This window comes from Bradyrhizobium sp. WU425 (assembly GCF_021052305.1).
Classification (GTDB): Bacteria; Pseudomonadota; Alphaproteobacteria; order Rhizobiales; family Xanthobacteraceae; genus Bradyrhizobium; species Bradyrhizobium canariense_D.
Genome location: NZ_CP088089.1, coordinates 6,636,403 through 6,651,261, shown reverse-complemented (window position 1 = coordinate 6,651,261; position 14,859 = coordinate 6,636,403). Strand labels below are relative to the sequence as shown.

Annotated in this window: 9 protein-coding genes and 4 pseudogenes; 10 read left to right on the top strand and 3 right to left on the bottom strand. The window is 58.7% G+C overall.

Translation table 11 applies throughout. The features are described 5' to 3' along the window. Window positions 1-52 precede the first annotated feature (52 nt). Window positions 53-1,555 (top strand): SGNH/GDSL hydrolase family protein, encoded by a 1,503-nt coding sequence (locus BcanWU425_RS32065; protein ID WP_231188980.1) that lies wholly within the window; start codon window positions 53-55, stop codon window positions 1,553-1,555. Window positions 1,556-2,410: 855 nt separating this feature from the next. Then, window positions 2,411-2,998 carry a GNAT family N-acetyltransferase gene (locus tag BcanWU425_RS32060; RefSeq protein WP_094183269.1) on the top strand — a complete coding sequence of 196 codons (588 nt, stop codon included), beginning with the start codon at window positions 2,411-2,413 and terminating at the stop codon, window positions 2,996-2,998. Window positions 2,999-3,463: 465 nt separating this feature from the next. Here BcanWU425_RS32060 and sbmA read toward each other — a convergent pair whose 3' ends face one another. Continuing rightward, on the bottom strand, window positions 3,464-4,678 hold the full coding sequence (sbmA, locus tag BcanWU425_RS32055; protein WP_231188979.1) for a peptide antibiotic transporter SbmA: 1,215 nt from the start codon (window positions 4,676-4,678) through the stop codon (window positions 3,464-3,466). 640 nt (window positions 4,679-5,318) lie between these two features. On the opposite strand from sbmA, the pseudogene BcanWU425_RS32050 reads away from it, so the two are divergent. Together BcanWU425_RS32050 and BcanWU425_RS37795 are read left to right on the top strand one after the other, a co-directional pair. Continuing rightward, window positions 5,319-6,051: pseudogene (locus BcanWU425_RS32050) on the top strand (outer membrane protein). A gap of 211 nt (window positions 6,052-6,262) precedes the next feature. Then, window positions 6,263-6,604, top strand: a complete 342-nt coding sequence (locus tag BcanWU425_RS37795; protein ID WP_445818634.1) for a transposase DNA-binding-containing protein — start codon at window positions 6,263-6,265, stop codon at window positions 6,602-6,604. A 207-nt stretch (window positions 6,605-6,811) separates the two neighbouring features. Here the strand turns inward: BcanWU425_RS37795 and BcanWU425_RS32045 are convergent. Together BcanWU425_RS32045 and BcanWU425_RS32040 are read right to left on the bottom strand one after the other, a co-directional pair. Further along, a pseudogene (locus BcanWU425_RS32045) lies at window positions 6,812-7,225 on the bottom strand (IS5 family transposase); the annotation flags it as partial. A 261-nt stretch (window positions 7,226-7,486) separates the two neighbouring features. Beyond that, window positions 7,487-7,678 carry a hypothetical protein gene (locus BcanWU425_RS32040; protein WP_231188977.1) on the bottom strand — a complete coding sequence of 64 codons (192 nt, stop codon included), beginning with the start codon at window positions 7,676-7,678 and terminating at the stop codon, window positions 7,487-7,489. A gap of 901 nt (window positions 7,679-8,579) precedes the next feature. Here BcanWU425_RS32040 and panB point away from each other — a divergent pair. From panB to BcanWU425_RS32005, 6 genes and pseudogenes are all read left to right on the top strand, one after another. Then, window positions 8,580-9,452: a 3-methyl-2-oxobutanoate hydroxymethyltransferase gene (gene panB / locus BcanWU425_RS32030; RefSeq protein WP_231190936.1), complete on the top strand. Its 873-nt coding sequence runs from the start codon at window positions 8,580-8,582 to the stop codon at window positions 9,450-9,452. A 14-nt stretch (window positions 9,453-9,466) separates the two neighbouring features. Further along, a complete protein-coding gene (gene panC, locus BcanWU425_RS32025) occupies window positions 9,467-10,318 on the top strand; it encodes a pantoate--beta-alanine ligase (RefSeq protein ID WP_231188975.1) in 852 nt (283 codons plus the stop codon). A 571-nt stretch (window positions 10,319-10,889) separates the two neighbouring features. Further along, window positions 10,890-11,201 (top strand): hypothetical protein, encoded by a 312-nt coding sequence (locus tag BcanWU425_RS32020; protein WP_231190998.1) that lies wholly within the window; start codon window positions 10,890-10,892, stop codon window positions 11,199-11,201. Beyond that, a pseudogene (locus BcanWU425_RS37790) lies at window positions 11,150-11,483 on the top strand (8-amino-7-oxononanoate synthase); the annotation flags it as partial. The gene BcanWU425_RS32020 and the pseudogene BcanWU425_RS37790, both read left to right, overlap by 52 nt. A 364-nt stretch (window positions 11,484-11,847) precedes the next feature. After that, complete coding sequence (bioD, locus tag BcanWU425_RS32010; protein WP_231188974.1) at window positions 11,848-12,480, top strand: dethiobiotin synthase; 633 nt, start codon at window positions 11,848-11,850, stop codon at window positions 12,478-12,480. Then, window positions 12,477-13,735: pseudogene (locus tag BcanWU425_RS32005) on the top strand (adenosylmethionine--8-amino-7-oxononanoate transaminase). The gene bioD and the pseudogene BcanWU425_RS32005 overlap by 4 nt, the downstream one beginning before the upstream one ends. Window positions 13,736-14,859 lie beyond the last annotated feature (1,124 nt).

Below are 14,859 nucleotides of genomic sequence, written 5' to 3'. Positions count from 1 at the left end.
CTGAACCCTAGTCTCTGTCGCGGCAGTTCTTCGTCTTGTGCGGTCCAAGAGCATGTCAAACAAACTAAGAAAATTGCGTATCTTTACCGACAGAGGTCCCCTGATTGCGCTAACCATCGCTGGGGGGATGGTGGTCGGCGTTGTCGGCCCGACGTCGGCGCAGTTCTTCAATTTCGGTGGATATCAGCAACGGCCGCAGCCGCAACGCGGTGGCGGATTCGGCGGCGGCTGGTTTGGTAACGACATGTTTGAGCCGTCTGCTCCCCAGCCTCGTTGGGATCGGCGGCAAACCTTGCCGCCCGCGCGCGAGGATTTTTCGAGGGCGCCCGCGGCCGGAAAGCGCGATACTGTACCGGAGCGCCATGTTCTTGTGCTCGGTGATGCCATGGCGGACTGGCTCGCCTATGGTCTTGAAGACGCCTATGCCGAACAGCCTGACATGGGCGTGATCCGCAGACATAAGACCGTCTCAGGCCTTATCAAATATCAGCCGAAGGGCAATCCGGCCGATTGGGCCGCCGCTGCCAAAGGCATTCTCGCGACCGAAAAAGCGGACGTCATCGTCGTCATGCTCGGACTCGATGACCGAGTCGGGATGCGCGAGCCGCCGGCTGAGAAATCCGATATCAAGCCATCGGACAAAAACGCAGACAAGAAGGAAGCCAGAGGCAAACCGGGCGTCAAGCCGGAGGGCGGTACGAACGTCGACGCGAAGCCGGATGGCAGACTGGTCGATACGGAATTGTCGCCAAATGACGCCGCCGACGCGCCGGCTATCGAGCCGGAGAGTAGCACGCGCTCGCCGAACGGCCTCTATGAGTACCGCGAGAAACGCTGGATCGAGCTCTACAAAAACAAGATCGAACAGATGATCGGCGTGCTCAAATCTAAGGGGGTGCCGGTGCTGTGGGTTGGCCTGCCGGTGGTACGTGGCCGTAAGGCAACAGCCGACACCCTGTTTCTGGATTCGCTCTATCGCGAGGCGGCCGGCAAGGCCGGCATCACTTATGTCGATGTCTGGGACAGCTTTGTCGATGAAGCCGGCCATTTTATGCAGCGCGGTCCCGACTTCGAAGGCCAGATCCGTCAGCTGCGCTCCTCCGATGGCGTGTATTTCACCAAGCCCGGCGCCCGCAAGCTTGCGCATTATGTCGAACGCGAAATCAACCGGTTGTTGGCTACTCGTTCCGCGCCGATCGCGCTGCCGACGGAACCGGCAAAGCTCGACGTCAATGCGCCGCCGGGTCAACCGGACCTGCGCCCGCTCGCCGGACCGATCTTTCCCTTGGTGGCCCCCTCTTTCGGCGCCGATCAATTGCTCGGCGGTCCAGGGGCGCCGATGGAAATGGATGCGCTAGCAGCGCGTGTCTTGGTCAAAGGTGAGCCCTTGTCGGCACCGGCCGGTCGCGCCGACGATTTTGTCTGGCCGCGCCGCGAAGTCGGACGCGAACAGTCTAAGGATACTCCAATGGCTTCGGCTTCGCCCGATGATCGCATCCCGGTATCTGCGCCGGCGCCAATGCTAAAGCAGAAAAAGAATCGCAGCCAAAGGTGAGGCGCTGACGTTTTGGCCCGCAGGTTTCGCTCAGTGGGGCCGCTTCGGGGACAATCGCATCGGTTTGGGCCGGAGCCTGTGGGCGTGGCAAACGCAGTTCGCACCTGGAGCAACACTGTTCAGCCGCTTCTGGTTGGCCGTGTCGCGATACCAGTCGAACGGCTGCTCGTGCGTGGCGATCATCACGCTCTTAGTGTTGAAGTGGTTGTCGAAGGTTTCGGTGCGTATTCGCGGACGGTGGCGGAATAGCCGAGGCCCCCCAAGGCGAGGCGGGGTCGAGCACCGGTGATGATCGTTGACCCAGACGACGCCGGCCGACGAAGGGGCAACTCGATGCGCGCGGGCGACGTCACGGGTGCGGATCGCTGCGGCAAGGCCGAAGGGGGAAGTCGTTGGCAATCCTTAGGGCGAATGCCAAGCACCTACCTGGGTTGGCAGGTTCCAAATTATACTGCGGTGCTTAGACTCGTCGAGCGAATGCAACTCGCAACATTTGGCGAAACAAGATCACCTTGTAGCTCAAATCGTCTTTTCGCTGCTTTCGGAAGGCTGGCAGAGTTGTCGACGCCGATAAAACGGACCCATTCTTCGGAAAGCGCGGGATCCAGATGACGCTCTCATGGCGAAAAGCACAAGTCCTCGCCAGATCCAGATCCAGCCCCAAGGGTCAGGGCCTCCAGCGAGGAATCTCCGTCCGAAGCGGCCGTCGAAGGCGGTCTTCTGAGGCAGGATGAGCGCGGGAGACGGAAACTAAAGGGATCCGATGAATGTTCGGGGGCACATCCATTCCGCTCACGTCCAAGGTATCGGTCCTGTGCTCCAACCTTCAACTCTGCGATCCAAAAGCGGTGAAGCATGACAAGAGAGCCGGGCGTCACCTCGGCGAACGCAAGTATTCGGGCAAGAATCGTCTGGACGATTGTCCTCGGCTTTGCCGCCGATCCTTTGATGCGTTGGAGTTGGCCGGACCCTGGGCAATATCTTGGCAGCATGACTCAGTTCATCAAGGCCTGTGGCGGACGAGCATTCGAGCATGGCACAGCATACGTCACGGGAGAGACTCGCGCGGCGGCCCTGTGGCTGCCTCCGGGCGTGCAGCAGGATGAGGATGCGCTGGACGCAATCATGGCGCTGTCCCTGCGCCCTGAAATCAGCGAACATATGGCACACCTGCGCCAGGGAATGGCCGAACATCATCCCTCCGAGCCACATTGGTATTTGCCCCTGATCGCTGTCGATCCGAACTGGGCCGGACAAGGGCTTGGCACATTGCTGATGAAGTACGCTCTTCAACGCTGTGATGAGCAGGGCCTCGCTGCCTACCTCGAAAGTTCGAATCCTGAAAACATTCCCTTTTACCAACGCCACGGGTTCAAGATTATTGGAGAGATACAGCACGGTTGCTCACCTCCACTTACGCCGATGTTGCGAAAGACGCGGTGAGCGGAATTCGGAGACGCTTCGCATGCTGCGGCTCCCGAAGCGTCCTTGAGACGCCGAACTGAGGCGCATTGCCCCATCCGGATTGTTACTGAACAACTTCTCGCCGGTGATTGGGTGGCTGCCATCGAATTGGTCCGGTGGCGTCTATGGCGGGAAAGATCAGCATGGGCGCGGGGCGGCAGGTGGTGTCGGCCGAAAGGGATCGTTGCCGGTCGGCCACCCGGGCGAAAAGAGGCGCATCTCGATGCGATATGCGCGACGACCGGCTGGCATCGCAAGTATGCGGTGCGTGCAATTCGGGAACGCGCAACAGTTGGACCGAGGCCGGTCTAGGCACCGCGAGAGCACAAGCGTTGATACGGGGCTACGATCAAGGGACGCGATGACCGCAGTGTGGGGCGTCGGATCGGGTCTGCGGCAAGCGGCTCAAGGGCCGGGTTTCGTCAACTCCTGCAGCTACGCCAATCATGAGGCTGGCTCCTTTTGTGTCTCGATCGACGGCAGTGGCCCACCATGGATCTTTGACTCAAAGCTCCGTAGCCGCTGATAGATCGAGATCAGTTCGACGATCGTGCTCCAGGAGTTGACGAGATACTGAAACGAGGTTCGTACTTGCGTGAACGCGTTGAGGATCTGGTTCATCGCGCCGAGGGTGATCTTGCCCGCGATGATTGTGGGCGCAAGCAGCAGATAAGGAAAGATGACGTCAGTCTGGAGATAGACGATCCGGCCGATATTGAAGTACATGAAGTTCAGATAGAGCCGGAAATAATTCCTGCGAATGTCTCTAAACAGCACGCTCAATGTCGGCGCATTGGCACGCGCCGTATCATCCTCGCCGAGCACGAGCTCCTTGCGATAGGCCGCTTCGACCCGCTGGTTGAAAAATTCAATTCCGGGCAGGCGGATGCCGATAAGCGCGAGAACGCCGGTGCCCAGGATTGACCAGATCACCGCGGCGAACACCAGCGGATAGGGAATCGAGCCGAACAGAGGCAACTCCGTGACGTTGCTGGACAGCCTCACCAGAACCGGCAGGAAGGCCAACAGTGTCAGCACGGCGCTGATGAGATTAACGCCTAGACCTTCCATGGTGCTGGCGAAACGCATGGTGTCTTCCTGGATGCGCTGGGAGGCGCCTTCGATCGTGCGCAGCCGTGGCCAGTTGGCGACATAAAAATCGTTCATCGCCGTGCGCCAGCGGAAGATGTAGTGGCTGACGAAGAATCGCGTCATCACGCCGACCACGACAGCCACGAGCGCTATGCCGGCAAAGGTCGACAACTCGCTGTAGAACTGCTCGACCGTGACCGGCGCCGACTTCGAAAGCGCAGCCTGGACCAGGTCGTAGAACGGTCCATACCAGCTGTTGATCGCGACCGAGACCTGGACCTGAAAGTAAGAGGTGAACAGGATCAGCGCCGAACCAAGAATGGACCACGTCGCCCAGGGATGCGGGGCAAATAACATCCATGCAGCCGCGAACACCGTAACGGCCAGCGCAAAATAGAGATCAAACCACAGCGCCGAGGCCGACCAGAACGTCGCAAGCCCGACCGGCTTCTCCGGGGCTTGAAAGAGATTGCCGGCAAATACATACCAAAACGCCATCGCCAATGCCGTCCAAAGAATTGACGACGCAAAGAACAACTTTGGTCGAGGGAAGAATGAAACGAACATACTCGCTGTCCTTTATCGACTCAGAACTTCAGCTCAGAAGATGAACACACCGCGGCCGCTGGCCACCACCGGTCGGCAAGCGTTATCGGCGATCTGGGCATTGGCGGTGTGGTAGGAAGCCTCGGGTGGAGAACGGCTCGCTCAACCAATAAGCAAAATCCTTCGGGCCGCATCCTGCATCCGCCGAGGGCGGAGGTTGTGTTTCGCATGCTCTGTCGACCGCGGGACACAGCGGCATCTGCGACGAACGGGTCAGCACCTGCAGGACATTGATTCTATCGAATAGTCATCTGATCTCTCGGAGCCGGTGGGTGCAACACGAGCATGTCGTAACGGGGTCTTTAGTGGCGGCACGGGACAAGAGCAAGAGTTTTGCAAACCGCTTCATTCTTCTCACTTGCGGTGTGGCTTGCGACGATCTGACTTGCGTGCGCTTACTCCGCTGAAATCAGCGGTCGCAATCTATGCTCGCACCCGAAGGTGGATTGCGACGCTGTTGGAGATGATCTGCAGCGCAACCTGACGCAGCGTTCGGTTCACGCATTTCTTTCAACGCAAATGTTGCGATGCAGTTACAGCAATTCGCGCGGACGTTGTTACGACGCATGAGGCTCGGGGCACTGAAGAGATGAGAGTAGAAATGAAAAACTTATTGCTTGCGACTGTGAGCATTGTGGGGCTTGGCGCGTTGGTGCCCGCATTCGGCGCGGATCTGGCTGCGCAGCCGGCCAAGCTCTCTACACCAAAGCTCCGGGGCCTGTCGCGGCTGCAATCTACGACTGGAGCGGCTACAACGTGGGTATGAACGGCGGCTTGGCCTCAAGCTCGAATTGCTGGGATTGCGATGGCGGCAAGCCTGAGGGCTGTCATGATGCGACCGGCGGAAGCGTGGGTGGCCAGATCGGCTATCGATGGCAGATGGGCCAGATCGTGCTTGGTCTTGAAGGCCAGGGGAACTGGGCTGATTTGACCGGCTGGAATCCCAGCGCTGCTTTTTTGGATATCAACCAGACCAAGATTGATGCGTTCGGCCTGGTAAAGGGGCAGATCGGTTATGGCTTCGACAACGTACTGCTTTAGGCCAAAGCGGCGCCGCGGTGACGAGCAACACGTTTCGAATCATCTGGACGACGGGCGAGCCGGGTGGAGAAAGCAAGCACGTTCTTTGGGGCGGCGCGTTGGCAGCCGGTATCGAGTACGGCTTCGCACCGAATTGGTCGGTTGGGTCCGAGTACGCACACCTGTTCATGCGGCCTGCCATGGTCAGCTTCACCGAGCCCGCTGGTGGGGTCGACCGCGTCCGCCAAGATTTGGATCTTTTGACTGCACGGCTCAATTACAAGTTCGGCCGTCCGATTCTTCTCAAATATTGATCTATCGTTCAAAAGGTAGATAAGGCCTTGGCCCATGGGCCGGGGCCTATTTTGGTGCGCCAGGCATGGCGCGGAGCGCCGCGACTGGCGCGGTTGACCGGCTTTCAATTGCCCATAACTTTCTCCGCTTGAGCTGATCCGCCGATCAGCAAAATCTTGAAGAATCACTTGTGATTCCTTGCTGAGCACCTGATGCGCGAGGGGGTGCTCTATGGGGCTCACATTGAGGGATCGATCGGCAAAAGGCCGTTTGCGACTTGTAGGCGGTGAATGTTGGATTGATCGAGAGACTAGTGGATGCCAGTCTAGGGACGCGCGGCTCGGCGACAGATTCCGCTGCTCACGCAGATTGGAAGCGCCATCGGACAAAGTATTCCGCTCGTCTGCCAATTGGGCGAATACCAAGGCAGCTTATCGCTTCTTCTCTAATGACCGGGTCAGCGAAGCGGACATTCTGGCGGGCCACTTTCAATCGGCGCGTGAGCGCACGATTGCCGCCGGCGGTCCGGTTCTAGTGCTCGATGATACGACCCAGTTCAGCTATCAAAGATAGAACTCCGACCGATCGGAATCACGAAGAGCATAAACAGCGGCCGGGGACAAGGCGGGCTGCCTGAGCTCGCACACGGTTTGCGGCATCCTGATGCACTCGAGCCTGGCGGTGACGACTGAAGGGCTCCGCCTGGGCTGGCCGCCGTCAAATTCCGGACCCAGAAGAAATTCAAGGGGCCGCCGCGCCCAAGAAGACTAGGATCCAGATTCAATTGAGCCAATATGCGACGAGAGCGGCAAGATGCGCAGCGGCCAAGAAATTCCGGTGCACCGCGGGGCGATGCGCCGGAAGTCCTTGAGCCTGCAAAAGCAGTGTTCGAGACGTTTCGGCCTTTGTAGGCGCGTTTGTTGAAGCGCTGGATGGCAACACGGTTGGATTTATTGGGGATTACGGGTTTCGCGCCGCGACGAATGATTTCGCCGCGAAGCTTGTCGCCGTCATACCCTTTGTCGGCGAGGAGCGCACTCATAGGTGGCGCGAGCGCCAGGACATCGGGAGCCGCTGCGATATCGGCATCCTGGCCTGCCGCCAGATGCAGGACGACCGGCCGGCAAAGGGATCGCTCAGCGTATGGAGTTTCCTCGTGCGGCCTGCACGCGAGCGGCCGATTCCCAGCAAGTGTGAATATGGTTGGCGGCGGTCAACCGATCGGCGGAGCGGTGAGGAGGCGGTTTGATCGGCCGCAGGTTCATCGGGCCGTTGCTTTTGCTGCAGCAGGGTTAGGGTTGGTGGGGCATAGTATGTTGCAAGCCCTAGTCCGCACTGAAGGAAATTCAGCAATCCGTCGAAGCTTCGAATACGCCAAGCACGACACTGCACGGTCCTGTGAAATATCCGCGACATGCCGCTAAGTCCCGATCTATCTCAGTATAGGCAAGAGCCTCAGAATGTTCGACGACCCTTGAGCGGCCATGCGAACAGCGCCGGCCGCAGATGTGTCGGTTCTTGCACAATCGATGTCATCGCTTGCGCGCCGCAGCCGACCTGCAGCACCAGACCATTATCAGGCGCCGACAAATGCAATAAAATCACTAGCCAGAAGAAGTCTCCGCGTGCATTAGTCGCGGGTGCCATGCAGATCGCACGTCTACTACAACATCCGGTAGATGCCAGCGGTGACGAATGGGTGGCGTTTTTGTGCGGTAACCCACGCGCGCTCGTGGTGCGCCATGACGCAGTGAGCCGGTCGGTTCAATTTAACGACAAGCTCATTGCGTTCGCGAAGCATTGGGGCTTCCGTCCTCGCGCCCGCGCTGCGTATCGGGCGCGCACGTAGAGCAAGATGGAGAATGGCCTCGGCTACGTGAAGAAGAACGCGATCGCGGGTCATTCATTTGCGGGTTGGTCGGACCTCGACCTGCTTTGCAGGGTGGCGGCAACCAAGCAGGCCAAGCACCCTGCGCTCTGACATCGTCGACATCGCTCCCCAAGCGTTGATGCGGCTCGACCAAGAGATCATCTGTGCCGCGGGCAGCGTGCAATGGCGTGAGCCAACAACCGCGGAAACGGACGGACTCCTGGTGAAGCGTCAAGGCGGTGTCGACAGCATCACGTGAGTCGGCGGGACCACTGACCCGGCCCCCGACTGACCACCGCTTCACCTTTCCGCCACTGGAAGACCATAAGCTAATCGCAGCGCTTCGGCACGACTAGATCCGCGCACCCTGCGTCGTCCCGTGCGCTCTCATCTGGAATGGCTCCGACCGCCCCAGCGCGCCTTGAGGCGCGGTGTGACTCAAGGTGCTTCCACATGACAATTTGGATTTTGGAAGTTCTTGCTTGTTGGTCGCGCGACCATTGGAATGTTTGTGCACTCGGTCGCGACCTCGGAGACATATGTTTCTTTCTTCCTTTCACGGTTGACAGTTTTCTCTTGTCCTCCATACGAAAGCATGGTCCCAGGATGCGCGTAATACTCAGCCGCGTCGCTCGCAACATCGGATTGCCGTTCGGCTAGTTGATGGAACGTATCAAAATGAGCCACGCTTCGGAAGTGTCAGTTGAGCGGGTCACAATTCCAATCTTGCAGCAGTGGAGGCAGGAGCGGCGGCGTGTCGCCATGACCACCGCCTATGATGCGGTTACGGCAGGCATCGCCGACCCCATCGTCGACATCATTCTTGTGGGCGACAGTGTTGGCAATGTCTGTCTCGGATTCGACAACACGTTGCCGGTCAGCATGGCAATGATGAACCATCATCTGGAGGCTGTTGCACGCACAAGGCCCCGTGCCCTGCTGGTGGCCGATCTGCCGTTTCTTAGCTTTCACCTTGGTCAGGAGGAGACGATACGTAACGCTGGAGGGTTCCTGCAGCGAGGCGCAGATGCCGTGAAACTCGAGGGCGGGGCCAAGCGCGTGGAAATGGTGCGTGCCTTGGTCGATTGCGAAATTCCTGTCATGGGCCATCTCGGCCTCACCCCGCAAAGCGTCAATGTCATGGGCGGATTCAAGGTGCAGGGCCGGAACGCCGATGACGCTTTACAGCTGCTCGATGACGCTCACCGTCTGCAGGAGGCCGGATGCTTCGCGTTGGTGCTTGAAGGCATTCCGGCCGAGCTAGCCCAGCGAGCGACCGAATCGCTATCGATACCAACCATCGGAATCGGCGCGGGTCCCGACTGCTCGGGCCAAGTGCTCGTATTCCATGACGTGCTGGGGCTAACCATAGGTCATCGGCCCAAATTCGTTCGCGCCTATGCAGATGGTTTTCAGATGTTACAAGAGGCGCTCTCGCGCTGGGCTGCCGATGTCCGCACCGGTGCGTTCCCGGCGCCGCAGGAGTGCTATAGGCTTCCTGAAAGCCTGAGTGACATTATCGCAACCTGGGCTCCTCCCAACCCAACCTGATGTAAGGTGCAACGATGCAGACGATTACCACGGTCGCTGAGCTTCGTCGTGAGCTAGCGAAGGCTTGCAGCGCGGGCAAACGCGTCGGGTTAGTACCTACAATGGGGTATTTGCACGATGGCCATCTGGCCCTGGTCGAGGCGAGCCGAGCGCAATGCGATGTCACCGTCGTTAGCATTTTCGTCAATCCGGCTCAGTTCGGACCAAACGAGGATCTCAGCAGCTATCCTCGCGATTTCGTGCGCGATGAAAAATTGTGCCGCGATGCCGGTGTTGAGATTGTGTTCGCGCCGGGTGCACAGGAAGTCTATCCGGCTCAATTCGAGACCTTCGTCGAGCCGGGCGAACTGGCGAAACCACTCTGCGGGGCTTTCAGGCTTGGGCATTTTCGGGGCGTGGCGACCGTCGTGTGCAAGCTGTTCAACATGGTGCATCCGGCCGTCGTGTTTTTCGGGCAAAAGGATTTTCAGCAATGCGCGGTCGTGCGTCGCATGGCGACAGATCTCAATCTTCCCATCAAGATCGTCACCGTGCCAACCGTTCGGGAACCGGACGGGCTCGCGATGAGCAGCCGCAATCGGTATCTCAGCAAGGAAGAACGTCGGCGAGCCGTTGCCATCAGTCGTGGACTGTTCGCCGCGGCGGAAGAATTCCGCGCAGGAGTGCGCGAGGTGGAGAAGCTGATTGCGATCGCCGAGCGGCAACTTGAGACAGTTGATCGGCTGCAATATCTTGAACTTGTCGACGGTGATACGCTCAAGCGCGCCGAGAGTCCCCTGCGGTTTCCGGCGGCGCTCTGTGTCGCAGCCTACGTTGGTTCGACCCGACTGATTGACAACGTCCTACTGGGACTACCAACTCCGTAGCGCAATTCAGAACCAAATCGATAAACCTATCTTCTCGTCATAATCCACGGATCGGCCGACCGATTCACCTGTTCAGGCCGTGGGCCCAACCCAGCGATTTGAGACGGTGCAGGTCCGGGATTTGAGCGTCGGGCACTCCGCGACCCTTGTTCCGCCGACGCAGCGCAAACCTTAGCATCTGGATGTGGGTCGGACATGGATTTAGCGATGAAGGGCTGGGTGCGCAAAGTACAAGCCGCTCAGCGTCGTCAGACCAGAACTGCCCCGATTTTGAACGAATATGAACCTTACTCGTGAGTGGAGGGGCGTGAATTGTCTCTCCCGAGCAGCACAGAACTTTCCGTGCTGTCCTCCCTGAGCCAGAGCGGCGAGTTGGGCGATGGCGGATCGCGAGATCCGGAGCACCTTGTCTGGGATTAGGATCGTCCCTATGAGGGGGATACGGCCTGCCTTATGCGTCGATGTGAGAGGTTCTGACGAACTAGCCGGACTCGGCTCTGCGTTATGTGCTACCGAAATCATTGGCCTTTGCCATGTCAAACACCATGGACGTGGAAGCGAGGAATTCGCGATGTCGCAGATGAATGGCGCCCGATTCACGGACGATCCGCGCTCGTTATTGCGCTCCAATCTTGATGAGCTTGAGCTGCGCATAAATCGGGCTTGTATGCGGGCTCGCCGCAGGCGTTCAGAACTTCGTGTTTTGCCTGTCAGCAAGACCGTACCCGCCGCGATTATCCGTATCGCATCCGAACTCGGCCTTTGCGAGTTCGGCGAGAACAAGGTCCAAGAGGCGGAGAGCAAGGTCCGCGATTTGGCCGACCTGTCGTTGTCTTCATCCTGCGGGAGGAACCAGAGCGACAGCAGCGGCTGGCCAAGCTGATCGCGTTCACGCATCGAGAGATTGGCGCGCCCCAGTGGGTGAAGTTCCTCGGAGTTGCAGATCGTGCGCTATATCCTGGGCGACAACGCGCGTGCGATGCGGCTCGCATCGAGACTGCAGGCGCGCGGTTTCGATATTCGCGCAATCCGGTCGCCGACTGTGCCGGCGGGCACGGCTCGTCTGCGAATTTCACTGACGCTTGCGGAGGATGACGTGCGTGCAATGCTCGATGCTATGTTCGAGGAGACAAGAGATGGAGCTCGAGCAACAGGTTCGTGGTGACCGATGCAGAGTACCGGATGAGATAGACGTTTTTGCGGCCGGGCTCACCCATCTCTTCGGTGCAATCCTGCTGCGAACCGATTCAGGCCGGCGTGGCAGTAGGCAGTGAAGGGGCTCCAGAACTAGACGCCTCTCGTGCTTTGCTCAGGCAGACCCAGAGGCCTCGAGGCTTGTGAGATGAAAGCTTTGCAATCTCCTGATTAGGTGCGGAATTCGGCAACGACCTGCCCAGCATTGCGGAAATTCGGCTCAGAATCCGGGCAACATAGGGCGCAAAGATGAAGACTTCCGGGACCAAGGTCGGAGCGGACAAGGTGCGTTCAGGGCTCGGCGCGTTTATTGAAGAGACGAGAGGTGAAGCTCGATGAGTCAGCGGATCGTGGTGACAGGCACAGACACCGGAATCGGAAAAACGGTGTTTTCCGCGGGGCTCGCCGATCTCCTTGGTGCCAACTATTGGAAGCCGATTCAGGCCGGTCTCGAAGGAGAGACTGATGCCGAACTTGTCGCGCGGCTCGGCGGTCTCTCGCCCGATCGCATCATGCCGGAGCTTTACCGACTTCGCACTCCCGTTTCGCCCCGTCAGTCCGCTGAAATTGACGGAGTTTGCATTGAGCCAGATTCGCTCAATGTGCCAGACGCCGGGGAGCGACCGTTGGTGATTGAGGGCGCTGGCGGCCTGATGGTGCCGCTCAGGGGGGATACACTCTACATTGATGTGTTCGAGCGATGGCGACTTCCAATCGTGCTTTGCACGAGCACGGCACTTGGCACCATTAATCATTCGTTGCTGTCGATAGAGGCTCTGCGAAAACGCCAGATCCCCATTCTTGGGATAGCCTTCATTGGGGAACCCAATCCTGAGACCCAGATCGCAATTCGCGAGATTGGGCGGGCGCGTTGGCTAGGGCGATTGCCCTGGCTGTCTCCCCTGGCGGCAGACACGCTGCAGGCCGCATTCAAAACCGCTTTCCATGCCGATCAATTCAAGCAATGACGACGAAGCCGAAGTCGCCGATCTGGCACCCGTTCACACAACATGCGCTCCAAGAGGAGATGACAAAAGTTGTGCGGGGAGATGGCGCTTATCTCCACACCGCTGACATCGCCGAATTATCGATGCTATATCATCCTGGTGGGTGGTGACCCACGGCCACTGCCATCCACATATCGTGAGCGCCAACCAGGAACAGGCAGGCAAGCTCAACCAGATCATCTTCGCAGGCCACACCCACGAACTGGCGGAGGAGCTTGCTGCGCAACTCTTGAAGCTCACACCCGATGGCCTCGAGCATGTCTTCTTCTCGGACAGTGGCTCGGCCAGCGTGGAAGTGGCGCTAAAAATGGCAATCGGCTACTGGCACAACATAGGCAAACAACGAAGACGCATTGTCGTGATGCAACATTCCTACCACGGGGATACAATTGGTGCGTCGGTGCCCGAGCGGTGTTCAACGCGCCGTTCGCGCCGCTCCTGTTCGACGTGACCTCAATCCCGTTTCCTGCGAGCGGTCGTGAGCAGGCGACACTGCATGCGCTGGAGTCGGCTTGTCGAAACGAAATGCCCGCCGCTTTTATTGTGGAGCCCCTGATCTTGGGGGCAGGCGGGATGCTGATGTACCCGGCGTGGGTGCTAAGAGAGATGAAGCGGATCTGCGAGGCCTCTGACGTCCTCTTCATTGCCGACGAGGTCATGACGGGCTGGGGCCGCACTGGAAGCTTATTCGCCTGCGAGCAGGCCAATGTCATTCCCGATGTCGCCTGCTACTCCAAAGGCCTCACGGGAGGGACGCTTCCGCTCGCGATGACACTGTGCCGGGCGGATATTTTCGACGCGCATTATTCAAAGTATTGTACACGGACATCCTTTCATTCGAGTTCTTATACAGCGAACCCCGTAGCCTGCGCCGCCGCAAAGGCCAACCTGGATGTCTGGCACGATCCGGAAACTCACCAGCGCGTGGCGTCGGTCGGCACGATGCAAGAAGAGGCGGTTGAGGTACTCCGCGGCGATCCGCGCTTCGAAAACGTCCGTCGGACTCGCACCATCGCAGCACTCGATCTGAAAGCGAGCGATGCAGGCTATCTGGCCGAACTCGGTCCGAAACTTCAGGCCTTCTTTAAAGAGCGAAATCTGCTGCTGCGAACCGCTCGGGAACACGATCTACGTTATGCCTCCCTATTGTGTCACACCGGCAGACCTTGACGAAATCTACGGTAGGATCAGGGATGCGGCCGCCGCGCTGACCTGAAGTGCTTGCCACCTTCTCTGCGGAACCCACGCCCCTCAGTTTGGCCAGGCAGCCACAACTCTGCGTCTCATTAAGCCGCAGTGATCATGCCTGCCCAAAAAACCGAGGAGGAAGTCAGGCTCCGTCTTTGACCCTGCAAAGGGAGGGCCTCGGCGCTTACAAGCTCTGGAGTGGTGCTACGCGCTTTGTTTTTGGGCCACGCCAGCTGAAAACCATCGAACAACGTTGCGATAACGCAGCATTTCGTGGCCAGTGAGCGACTCATTGCATTAATGGAGATTAGACAATTGTTACATTCGCCAATGTAGCCGATGCACTCAGATGGAGGCCGGCGCGCACTTCAGTCTCAAACTTGCGCGCGATGTACAGGTTGCGAAACTTGGCACCGCCCCACTCTGCGTGCGGGCGTGGTGCTACGGCCACAGAAAAATGCCAGAGGTGTCCACGTAACGCCGACAGGAGGCGACAATGCGCAACAGCTCCAGTCAAGGTGCTGCGCGATGTGCGGCGGAAAGTTCGGGCTGATCCGCCATTATTCCTGGCGAACGGCTCTCGTGCTCCAAGAAATGCGTTTGCCGCTTCAGGGCGCGGCGGGAGGCCGACCACACCTGGCTTTGCTTGCTGCACTCGGCTCAAGACACGGCAGAGTAATTGCGGCAGCGAACGTGAAGGGGACAAGGGTATTAGCTGAGTAGGTTCAGGATGGTATCGAAGTATCAAACCACAGAGAGGTCGGCGACAATCATCGACTTCACTGCTTATAGGAACAATAAGCGTGCTGCGGCCGGGTGCTCAAGAACCAGGTTTGCTCGACTGCATCCGATATCGCGATCGTACCTCTCTATCTCCATTTGGTCTGATGGATCTGCCCGCAACGGAAAACCAGCCTTCATGAGGCCGAGGACGCTGCTGGCTCGTTGGTTTTCCGTGCTGCAATTCGATTCGGTCGCTCAAGGTTCCTTAGCCCCGCGCAGATCGAAAGGTGCTGTGGCATTTGTGTTCCAGCCTCCCGTGAAGATATGATCGTGAAGTGACTCTGCCGATGCGCCATGCGTGCTATCCGTTCCTGCTCCCAATGCTCTTAAGCCTTACCGTCGGTCATGCTCACCCAGCCTAGGGCGGCG

Coding starts and splice junctions, on each gene's coding strand:
- BcanWU425_RS32065 (WP_231188980.1), top strand. CDS start 53: ATGTCAAACAAACTAAGAAAATTGCGTATCTTTACCGACAGAGGTCCC.
- BcanWU425_RS32060 (WP_094183269.1), top strand. CDS start 2,411: ATGACAAGAGAGCCGGGCGTCACCTCGGCGAACGCAAGTATTCGGGCA.
- sbmA (WP_231188979.1), bottom strand. CDS start 4,678: ATGTTCGTTTCATTCTTCCCTCGACCAAAGTTGTTCTTTGCGTCGTCA.
- BcanWU425_RS37795 (WP_445818634.1), top strand. CDS start 6,263: ATGGGGCTCACATTGAGGGATCGATCGGCAAAAGGCCGTTTGCGACTT.
- BcanWU425_RS32040 (WP_231188977.1), bottom strand. CDS start 7,678: ATGGCACCCGCGACTAATGCACGCGGAGACTTCTTCTGGCTAGTGATT.
- panB (WP_231190936.1), top strand. CDS start 8,580: ATGAGCCACGCTTCGGAAGTGTCAGTTGAGCGGGTCACAATTCCAATC.
- panC (WP_231188975.1), top strand. CDS start 9,467: ATGCAGACGATTACCACGGTCGCTGAGCTTCGTCGTGAGCTAGCGAAG.
- BcanWU425_RS32020 (WP_231190998.1), top strand. CDS start 10,890: ATGTCGCAGATGAATGGCGCCCGATTCACGGACGATCCGCGCTCGTTA.
- bioD (WP_231188974.1), top strand. CDS start 11,848: ATGAGTCAGCGGATCGTGGTGACAGGCACAGACACCGGAATCGGAAAA.